This is a genomic window from Nocardia sp. NPDC058519, assembly GCF_042719755.1.
Lineage (GTDB): Bacteria > Actinomycetota > Actinomycetes > Mycobacteriales > Mycobacteriaceae > Nocardia.
Map to the genome: position 1 here is coordinate 1 of NZ_JBHXNK010000062.1, position 9,199 is coordinate 9,199.

General features: G+C 63.7%; 9 protein-coding genes and 1 pseudogene. 5 read left to right on the forward strand and 5 right to left on the reverse strand.

The features are described from left to right. From ACFWPK_RS34255 to ACFWPK_RS34265, 3 genes are all read left to right on the forward strand, one after another. Positions 1 to 255 (forward strand): hypothetical protein (locus ACFWPK_RS34255; RefSeq protein ID WP_378922978.1); only part of this gene is annotated, 255 nt, incomplete at its 5' end. A 167-nt stretch (positions 256 to 422) separates the two neighbouring features. Then, positions 423 to 1,427 carry a metallophosphoesterase family protein gene (locus ACFWPK_RS34260; RefSeq protein ID WP_378922980.1) on the forward strand — a complete coding sequence of 335 codons (1,005 nt, stop codon included), beginning with the start codon at positions 423 to 425 and terminating at the stop codon, positions 1,425 to 1,427. A 142-nt stretch (positions 1,428 to 1,569) separates the two neighbouring features. Then, a complete protein-coding gene (locus tag ACFWPK_RS34265; protein ID WP_378922982.1) occupies positions 1,570 to 2,028 on the forward strand; it encodes a VOC family protein in 459 nt (152 codons plus the stop codon). A gap of 119 nt (positions 2,029 to 2,147) precedes the next feature. Here the strand turns inward: ACFWPK_RS34265 and ACFWPK_RS34270 are convergent, their stop codons facing one another. Together ACFWPK_RS34270 and ACFWPK_RS34275 are read right to left on the reverse strand one after the other, a co-directional pair. Next, positions 2,148 to 2,666: a YcxB family protein gene (locus tag ACFWPK_RS34270; protein WP_378922984.1), complete on the reverse strand. Its 519-nt coding sequence runs from the start codon at positions 2,664 to 2,666 to the stop codon at positions 2,148 to 2,150. 685 nt (positions 2,667 to 3,351) lie between these two features. Further along, the gene (locus tag ACFWPK_RS34275; protein ID WP_378922985.1) at positions 3,352 to 3,543 is read right to left on the reverse strand and encodes a hypothetical protein; all 192 of its coding nucleotides are present in this window, start codon (positions 3,541 to 3,543) and stop codon (positions 3,352 to 3,354) included. Between the two features lie 18 nt (positions 3,544 to 3,561). Between ACFWPK_RS34275 and ACFWPK_RS34280 the strand changes: the two genes are divergently transcribed. Further along, positions 3,562 to 4,218 carry a hypothetical protein gene (locus ACFWPK_RS34280; RefSeq protein ID WP_378922987.1) on the forward strand — a complete coding sequence of 219 codons (657 nt, stop codon included), beginning with the start codon at positions 3,562 to 3,564 and terminating at the stop codon, positions 4,216 to 4,218. A gap of 274 nt (positions 4,219 to 4,492) precedes the next feature. Here the strand turns inward: ACFWPK_RS34280 and ACFWPK_RS34285 are convergent, their stop codons facing one another. Both ACFWPK_RS34285 and ACFWPK_RS34290 read right to left on the reverse strand, forming a co-directional pair. Beyond that, positions 4,493 to 4,945 (reverse strand): nitroreductase family deazaflavin-dependent oxidoreductase, encoded by a 453-nt coding sequence (locus tag ACFWPK_RS34285; protein ID WP_378922989.1) that lies wholly within the window; start codon positions 4,943 to 4,945, stop codon positions 4,493 to 4,495. Between the two features lie 231 nt (positions 4,946 to 5,176). Continuing rightward, positions 5,177 to 5,365: pseudogene (locus tag ACFWPK_RS34290) on the reverse strand (ATP-binding protein); the annotation flags it as partial. Between the two features lie 314 nt (positions 5,366 to 5,679). On the opposite strand from ACFWPK_RS34290, the gene murJ reads away from it, so the two are divergent. Then, on the forward strand, positions 5,680 to 7,281 hold the full coding sequence (gene murJ / locus ACFWPK_RS34295; RefSeq protein ID WP_378922991.1) for a murein biosynthesis integral membrane protein MurJ: 1,602 nt from the start codon (positions 5,680 to 5,682) through the stop codon (positions 7,279 to 7,281). Between the two features lie 329 nt (positions 7,282 to 7,610). Here the strand turns inward: murJ and ACFWPK_RS34300 are convergent, their stop codons facing one another. Then, positions 7,611 to 9,140: an ArnT family glycosyltransferase gene (locus tag ACFWPK_RS34300; protein WP_378922993.1), complete on the reverse strand. Its 1,530-nt coding sequence runs from the start codon at positions 9,138 to 9,140 to the stop codon at positions 7,611 to 7,613. Between the last annotated feature and the right edge of the window lie 59 nt (positions 9,141 to 9,199).

Consider the following 9,199-nt stretch of genomic DNA (forward strand, 5'->3'; position numbering starts at 1 on the left):
TTCAAGGGTCACGCGGTGACCTCCCTATTTCCGGCTACGACACGCTCGGACCTGGTCCGATGGTCGGGCCGTACACCACGCTATTGGACGCAACCGCCCGAGGATGCCGAACAAGCGCGGCAGGCCTTGGGTGACCCGATTTCGAGTCTGCTGCGCCACCCAACCGAGTACTTGGCCCCGCATTTCGACACCCTCCGTGATTTCTATGTCGAGGCCGCTCAGCGGTCGATGGCTGTCGTTACTTGGTGGGATTGATCCCTCGTGATGTTCAGGCCGGGCCTCACGTCCGCACATGCCGCGACCCGCGCGACCCGGAGGGCCGCTGTACCAGCCGACGAACGCACTCAACTGCCGAATGCCGCGCATCCACAACGGCGATATTCTCTTGCTCGCAGAACGTGTCTGCGTCTACGGTCCTCCGGATGCAGCGCACTGTCATCATCGGCGATATCCATGGATGCTTCGACGAACTGGTCGAGCTACTCGAAAAGATCGAGCTCGCTGAGGACGACCTGCTTGTCAGCGTAGGCGACCTGGTCGACCGCGGCCCGAAGCCCTACCAAGTTGTCAACTTCTTCCGCGAACGCCCGAACTCGGTAGCCATCATGGGCAACCACGAACGCAAACACGTCCGCGGGATCTTTTCCTACGCCCAGGAAATCACGCGACTGCAGGCAGGCGATAGTTACCCCGACATGGTCGATTGGATGCGAACACTTCCCTACTACTTCGAGAACGATCATGTCCGCGTCGTCCACGCCGGTATGGTGCCCGGCATCCCGCTCGCCGACCAACGTGAGGAGATCCTCTGTGGCTCCACACGCGGTGAGCGTGAGCTCCAGACACTGTTCCCCGACACCTTCTGGCACGACCATTACACCGATGCCAAGCCCATCGTGTTCGGTCACCACGTCACCGGCAACGTGCCACTTGTGCGCGAGAACCGAATTCTGGGCATGGATACCGGGGCTTGCCACGGCGGGGCGTTGAGCGCACTCAGCCTGCCGGACTTCGTGGTTCACTCGCTGCCGGCACGTGTCGATCACTGGTCACAAGTCAGAAACCGATGGCAGTTGGCGGTCCTGAAAACCAAGCCGTGGGCCGATTACACCTGGTCGGAACTGAGCCAGGCAATCGCACGGTTCTCCTCCACAACGGATGCCTCCACTAGCGCTTGGCTGCGCGCGGTCGAGGGCTGGGCAGCTGCGCTGCGTTCAGCGTTTCCAGCTCTCGTAGCCGCTGCCTACAGAACCGCAGACGGACTCGATACTGATCAGTTGCGGCAGCATCCCGCTGCGTTGTTCTTGTTCCAAGCCCGCCACAACAGGCTCGACCAGCTGAGCTTGACCAGGCAATGCGTCACTCCCCGCAGAACAATCGAGCTCGCAACCGCATTGGACCTCGACATGGCCGAATTTCCCCAGTAGCCGAGACATCCGGACCATTTCAACGCCCGGCGAACACGCATCCGCAACGTCCTGTAATGCCGCCTATCGTGCGGTCACGAACGTCCGCTTCTGCCGAGTTCCGTGCGCTGGCAGGTTGTCAACGATCCCACTGCCTGCCGGGATGGATCGGTCGAATTTCAGTGTTGCGCTGGATGTGTGGCCAGAGCATTTGAGCGTAGGGGCGGTACGGTTCGCGCGACCCACGGCACGGTTTGACGAGGTGGTCGCGTTCTATCGAGATGATCTCGGATTGGTGGTGCTGGCGCAGTGGCGTGATCACGATGGATACGACGGGGCCGTTTTCGGGCTGCCGGGGGCTGGGGTGCAGCTGGAGATCACGCAGCACGGTTCGCCACCGGTGATACCCCCACCTCATCCGGAGAATCAGCTTGTGCTGTATTTGCGAGGGGAACAGGCACTTCGGGGCATGGCGGATCGGCTCACCGGGCGTGGTCACCGGCCGGTCGCGCCCGCTAACCCGTATTGGGCACGGAGCGGAGCAGTGATGTTCGCGGATCCCGACGGCTGGCTTGTAGTGCTGACGCCGTGGGTTTTCGGCGAGCCGCTGCCGGTTGAGTAAGACGCGTCTCTTCATGGTGGGCTAGCTCGGGGACATGCGGGCACATGGACAACGCGAACGCACGCTCATGCCGCGACCCGGCGATCTCGAGCACCGCGGCGCCAGCCCAACGAACGTACTCAACTGCCGATGAGGTTGTCCTGAGGGGCCGGGCTACTGCTGCAACCAGTCACCAGCTGCGTATTAGGCCTCGCCGTCAACCGCATCTGATCGACCCTGTCGGCGGGAACGACAGCGAGAAGACGGTCGATAGCCCAGTCCGGGAACAGTTCTCGCGGGTAGATCCACACGGCGTCGCCGAAAAGAATCACTGCGTCAGCCGTGCAGCGGATCGACTGAATCTCTTCGAATCGGATATCGACGCGGTAGATATCCGTACGAATCTCGAAGCCACCATCATAGAAACGGGACGACAGGGAGTGCCCCGATCCCACAAAGCGGGCTACAGCGGTTCGCCCGCTTCGTATGCGGGCGAAGACCCAGGCCAGGCAGACAACCGCGAAGGCGGCGATACCGGTCACGCCGGGAATCAACGCGTGCACCCCCTCCACAACCCACACCGCCGTCAGGATCAACGGACCCATCACAGCCAGCAGAATCCCGAGATTGTGAACGGGCCGTCCGGCGTACGCGTTCACCAGCTTCCGTGTGGTTTCCGGACCCGCGACGAAGACTGCGGTCGGCGCATCCAGCGGTGGGATCGGTGGCAAGTCCCGGGCAGGCGGTCGCGGCGCCGGGTGGGCCGGGCGTCGCCGGAACCAACGGCGGACCGTCGTGCGAAGGTAGGCGACCGTGTGGTCCGGGAGAACACCGCGTATTTCATGGCGGATCGCGCCAGGAGATCGGCTGTCTCATCCTTGGCGTGAAAAACCGCAGTGGGCTCAGGCAGTGATGAGCCGACGGCCGGCTCAGCTGGTAAGGGAACTACGGCCTCCCGCACTTCGAAATCATCGGAACCACTGTCAACTGTGCCATCCACCCACCGAGCCTAGTGCTCTTCGCGCCGAGATTACGAACCAGCCTCGGCTCTCAGAAATCTACAATCCGGCAATCTTCTCGACTTCGAGGCGGCCCCGAAACAGGCCGATCGAAGACTCTTCCAGCTTCGGATTGTGGCGCGGTGTCCCGCGTCGGGCCGGCGCGGGTAAGGCACCGCCACCCGCGCTGGTTTCGCGCCACGTCGGTGCGTCCCCGAACGTCCTGTACTGCCGCTGATCGGTTGTCCGGCAAGGCGGCTCGATGAGGTCGCCTGAACCCGCTCTTCTGCCGATGGCAGGTCGTTGTCGACCCGGCGAATAGGGAGATGCCCCCGACGATCTTCGATCAGGACTTGCCGTCGTCGACTGGCGTGGTGGGGTTCGGTCGGTTGGATTCATCGCCGAGGCGCGCGTGCAGCCGTTCGCGGACCTGGTCCGGGGTGTATGCGCGACGTTTGCGTTCGGCCCGCACGATGACCACCCCGGTCGCCGCGACACCCGCGGCCCCGGCCAGACCCAATATCTTCCACCAGCGCATGCGCCTAGGCTAGTCGCTGTGCCAGACGAAACGCCGATAAGTATCGGCTTGGACGAAGCAGTAGAGCTAACGCGAACGGGGGATCTATGGCTGTTTCGCGGGCATTCTCGCGCCGATCGCGCGATACGGGGGTTGACCAACAGTCCGGTGAACCACGTCGGCATGGCAGTGGTCATCGATGACCTACCGGCGCTGATTTGGCATGCCGAGCTCGGTCGGGCACTGCCGGATATCTGGTCGGGTAGCCACCATCGCGGAGCCCAGCTACACGACTTGCGGGCTGCGGTCATCCGATGGACCCAGGAGTACGGGCAACAGGCGTGGATGCGTCAGTTGGATCGGCCGGTGACCCGCGAGATGGAGGATGCAGCGCTGCGGGTGGTGGCAAGGCTGGACGGCATGCCCTTCCCCTCCACCGGCGCGCTGGCGGGGCGCTGGTTGCTGGGCCGGGTGCCGGTACCGAAGCGGTCGAAAGAGCGCGAATCCGATCATGCCGGTCTGGAGAACGCCTACTGCGCGGAGATAGTCGCGATGACGTATGAGGCCATGGGCTTGTTGCCGAATAGGCGTCCGAATTGGTATGACCCGGGCAGATTTTGGAGTGGCGACAGCCTGCGATTGGCTGAGGGGTATCACCTCGGCGGGGAAATCACGGTGCACATTCCCGACCACTGACTTCGACGACTTCCGCCACGGGTGACACCACCTCATCGTGCACGGATCACGACCCGCGGAAGCGCGGTAATGCCGATTATCGAGTGGTTGGCTTTGGTCATGAAGTTCGGTGTCGGTTGGTCGCGAATCTCGGCATCACTTGGGCGGCCTGCAGCCAGATTCTGGTCGCGAAATTGAACACCGCTCGGCCGGCGAGTCGGCCGAGCGGTGTTGTAGGTGTCGCGGCGCTATGAGCGGTGTTGTTGGTGGCCCCGCCGTGCCACTCGAGCGTGAGCTAAGTGTGGGCGTCGATGCGGAAGACTGCGATCCGATCTGCAGCCTCAGCGACTGCCTGCGGGGTCGGATCCTCGACCAAGCCGGTCGTGACGAACAGCTTGGCGACTCGTGGGTGGCTGTTCTCGATGTGGTCGTGCAGAATCGGCCGACGTTCCTCGACGGGCAGCTCGACCAACTTCACGACCGAGGATCGACGGCCTCGCGAGAGGGTGACAGTCTGCGCTGCGCGAACGTTCGCGACCCAGGCGGCTTTCGGGTATGCCTGGAAGATGTAGCGTTGCCCCGCAATGGGAATCACCCCGATCGCCGCGATCCGTGGTTGGCCGGTTCGGCGCCCGGTCGTGGTGATCAGGTAGTGGGGTCCGAGGGCGATTCCCATCTTCTGCAGTCTGATGATCACTTTGTTGAACTTCTCGACCTTGCGGCGAAATTGCTCCGCGGTTTGAGCCATGATTGTCTTCCTCCCCGCCAGACCTTGTTGTCTGGACTGCTCACCTCGGCTGATCGGTCGGCCGAACGCGAATAACATGCGACAACACCAGCCAGTGATGGCGCTCCATCCGCCGACGATGGTGTCGCTTCACCGACCTCGACTGTTACTCACGTGCAGCCGAAGAGCTTGTGACTGTTCGTATTCCAGCGGCGAGGCTTCTGACGGCGGAACCACCGGCGGGGCGGAGGGTCAGGTTTTGCTGGCTCGGGTGTGGGCGAGTCGGTAAGAGTCGGTGCCGGTTTCGACGATGTGCCCGCCGAAAGTGAGTCTGTCGACGATCGCGGCGCAGAGCCTGGGGTCGGTGAAGGTTTTGGTCCAGCCGGAGAACGACTCGTCGGAGGCGATCGCGACGGAGTTCTTCCTCTCCGGGGCGGTGAGTTTGGCGGATGAAGACCTCCGCCGGACCTTTGCCTTCCTCGGCATGGACCTGCGGTTTTCGCTCGGCGATGTAGTCGCGCAGCGTCTGGTAGGCGACGTCGTCCATGCCGTGTTCGTCGAGCAAGTCGATGCGAGCACGGGTCTACCCCCAGTAGCAGCGGGCACCCTTGGGCCGCTTCGGCATCCGTAGGCTGAGTGATCACGAGGTTCTCAGCTGAGGGGGCAGGTTGAACGACTACGGCAGTTTCGCTACCCAACCGCTGCCAGTGCAGTACAGCACTCCACGTGCCGTCGCACCGGTGACGCTGAAAGGCGTGCGTGGTCAAGGGGGCTCGGGGCCTTCTGGGTTGGCGCGGTCAGGTGGGTATGTCGCGGTCGCCGGTGCGGTCAGTCGTGTGACCGGATTCGTGCGCACGCTCGTAGTAGCGGCGGTGCTGGGAACCGCAGCGGTCGGGGACGCCTACAACGGTGCCAACAATCTGCCGAACATGGTCTACGAGTTGTTGCTGGGTACCGTGCTGGCCAGCGCCGTCATTCCGGTGCTGACCCGGGCCCGTAGCCGAGGCCGTAAACGCTCACGTGAGTTCACCCAGCGCCTCATGGTCGCGACCATGCTCGCCCTAGCCACCGTCACGGTCGTGGCAGTGGTCTGTGCGCCGTGGATCGTTCGCGGGTTCGTCGCCGATGCCGAGCAGCGACGCCTGGCGACCTTGCTGGCATACCTGCTGCTGCCGCAGATCTTCTTCTATGGCATCGCCGTAGTCGTAGGCGCGGTGCTCAACGTGCGCGACAGCTTCGCCACCGCAGCGTGGGCGCCCGTCGTCAACAACGTGATCTTGATGGCTACCTGTGCTGTATTCGTGGCACTCCCCGGCCCGGTCACACTCGCCCCGGCATCGATGACCACCGCACAGATCCTGACCCTCGGTATCGGCACCACCGCCGGAATCGCCGGGCAGGCAGCCTGGGTCGTGGTGGCGTTGCGCCGCGACGGATTCACCTGGAGCTGGCGGGTACGGCCTTTGCCTTACACATGGCGCCCGGTCCGGGCAGGCCTGCCGATGATGGGCTGGCTGCTCGTCTATGCAGTGATCAGCCAGATCGGCGTCGCGATCACCATGCGAATCGCCTTCGACCATGGCGGTGTATCGGTCTACACCTACGCCGAACTGCTGTTCCAAGTTCCCTACGGCATTCTGGCCGCCTCCGTGCTGACCGTGCTGATGCCGCGCATCTCTCGCGCGGCTGCCCTCGGCGATCAGACCGCAGTCGTGGCCGACCTCGCCCGCGGTGCCCGATACCTGTCGGTGGCACTGATTCCCATGACCATGGCCATGAGCCTGCTCGGCCCCGGGTTCACCGCTCTGGTATTCACCGGCCGCGTCGATGCCGACGCCGCCACCCTGATCGGCACCGCAGTCGCCTGCTCAGCATTCGGGCTCGCGCCGTTCGCTCTGGTCATGCTGCAAATGCGGGTGTTCTACGCCTACAACGACACCCGTACACCAGCCGTGCTCAACCTCATCATGGTTACCACGAAGGTGAGCGTCCTCGTTTTGGCCGCGACCGTGCTGGCAGATCGCGCCGTCATTGTCATGCTCAGCGTTGCGAGCTCGCTGGCCTACGTCACCGGCGCTGTCGCTGGCCATATCGTGTTGCGGCGCCGACACGGGCTGCTTGGATTCTCCACTGTCGCAGCCACCGTCACCCGAGTCGCTGCGGCCACCGTTCTCGCTGGGCTGGCAGGGCTCGGTGCCATCGCGCTGGCCCGCACCTCGATCAGCGCGGCAGCAATCGAACAACTCGCGGCCCCTGTCGCAGGCGCTATCGCAGCCGCACTGGTGTTTGTGCTCGCTGCCCACGCCATCGGTATCCCCGAGCTCCGCGCGGCACGAGCGCTTCTACGCCGGGCGTAAGCAGGCCGATGGTGGTCCTAAATCCTGTGCTGGGCACTGAACAGCCCGAAGTTTCAAATACCCCTCCACGGATACAACAGTAAAAAGTGACTGCTCAGAGCCTCGCAGGTGGACTACCCCAACCACGCCCGCAAAGCCACCATGTTCCACCTCGCCGCCGCGATGCCCATTCCCGTTCTCCTCGGCCTGGCGCCTTACACGGCGGTTCGATGGGCAGCACTGTCTGCCCGGGATCGGGCGCAGTACACCGCGATTCGGCAGCGACGCCCGGTTGCACGCCCATAACCTGGGCGCTGGGACGAGGCGACTATGTTCAGCGCCGCCCGCCGTTAGAGTCTGCGCATCATCGGCCACATCAGAGACCACGGCTGCTTCAGGCCGCCGCATTGCCAGATCGTGACATCTCTGGTGATGCCAGGGATCCCAAGTGAGTAGTCCATCCGGCCCAACGGGACGACGGAAGTGAACCAGCGGCTCAGATCTGCTTCGGTGCCTCCGACATAGACAACCGTGTCAGCAGTCTCCGGCGGGACACTGAAATAGCCGAAGCCGCGATTCGGACTGAAAACCGGGGGCAAGCCCGCTGCCGAACGACCGTGATCGAGCGCCGCAGCCTGTACGTACCATTCCGTCATGATCACAGCAGTGTGCTGCTGTTGCAGCGGCAACTCGCGATACGCGGCCGCCGTCACAGAGATCAGCTCAGGCCAGCCGAGTTCACTGTAAGCCGAAGGACTCAGTGCGGCAGCTCGATTGGGAGCGGGCGTGTACTGCGATACTGCACGCCAGGGCGTCGTGTACGCAACCACTGCCACTACCGACAGCACGACCGTCGGTACTGCGGCGATCGTCAGCCAGCGCCTGGGCGTTGCAGCCAATCCCACGGCCCCTGCCGCTATCACCATCGGGTAGATCCCGGCGCCGTAGACGCTGCGACCACCGCTGACCATGAAGACTGCCACCACCAAGAGAAATGCCACACCGAGAAACCGGTAGGGGCGAAGACGCAGCGACCGGCACAACTGCCAGACACCACACACCACAAGGACCGCACTCAACAGACCCCACCAATACAGCGTCTGCGGGACGAACCATAGCGAGCCACTGAGGCCACCGGTCTGGCCGCGGACCACCGACCCCATACCTATATGTGGCCACCCGTGCCGGGCCTGCCATATCAGCCCCCGGACCGCCGCCAGCACCGCAATACCCCCACCCCACCACAACGCCGGGCGCCGCAACAGCTCCCGCGGGCCCAACCAGCCAGCGGCCACGACCACCGCGATCCAGAAAACCGGGATCAGCCATTTGACCTGTATCGCTGCTGCTGTCACCAGTCCGGACGCCAGCAGCAGCGCATCGTCGCGGGTCCGCACCCAGCGCACCACAAGTAATGTCAGCAGTACCCACAGCAGGGTGTCGATACCGTTGGTCGACAACGTCTGCGCTTGGCCCAGTACGAACGCCGATGTCGCGCTGGCTACTGCGGTCAGCGCCTGAGCCCCGCGAGCACCCCCCAGTTCGCGGGCGATGACTGCGCTCAACACCACCACTGCCACAGACGCCGCAACGGCTGGGATGCGCAACGCTACAAAAGATCCGGGGAACAACCAGTCCATCGATCGCGCCAATAGCGGAACCAGCGGGCCTTGGTCGACATAACCGAAGGCAGGGCGCTTGCCCGCGGCAATGAAATACAGCTCGTCGTAGTAATAGCCGTATCGCGTCGCGGACAGCGCCGCTACTAGGCCGAAGGCCCCTGCTACCGCTGCGATCGCTACGGCCGCGAATGGCGGTCGCGGATCCTCGGCTGTAGAAGAGAAGGTTGCGTCCAATAGCGTGGTGTACGGCCCGACCATCGGACCAGGTCCGAGCGTGTCGTAGCCGGAAATAGGGAGGTCACCGCGTGACCCTTGAA

Excerpts from the sequence above, each read along its gene's own strand:
- ACFWPK_RS34260 (WP_378922980.1), top strand. The coding sequence starts at position 423 with ATGCAGCGCACTGTCATCATCGGCGATATCCATGGATGCTTCGACGAA.
- ACFWPK_RS34265 (WP_378922982.1), top strand. The coding sequence starts at position 1,570 with ATGGATCGGTCGAATTTCAGTGTTGCGCTGGATGTGTGGCCAGAGCAT.
- ACFWPK_RS34275 (WP_378922985.1), bottom strand. The coding sequence starts at position 3,543 with ATGCGCTGGTGGAAGATATTGGGTCTGGCCGGGGCCGCGGGTGTCGCG.
- ACFWPK_RS34285 (WP_378922989.1), bottom strand. The coding sequence starts at position 4,945 with ATGGCTCAAACCGCGGAGCAATTTCGCCGCAAGGTCGAGAAGTTCAAC.
- ACFWPK_RS34300 (WP_378922993.1), bottom strand. The coding sequence starts at position 9,140 with ATGGTCGGGCCGTACACCACGCTATTGGACGCAACCTTCTCTTCTACA.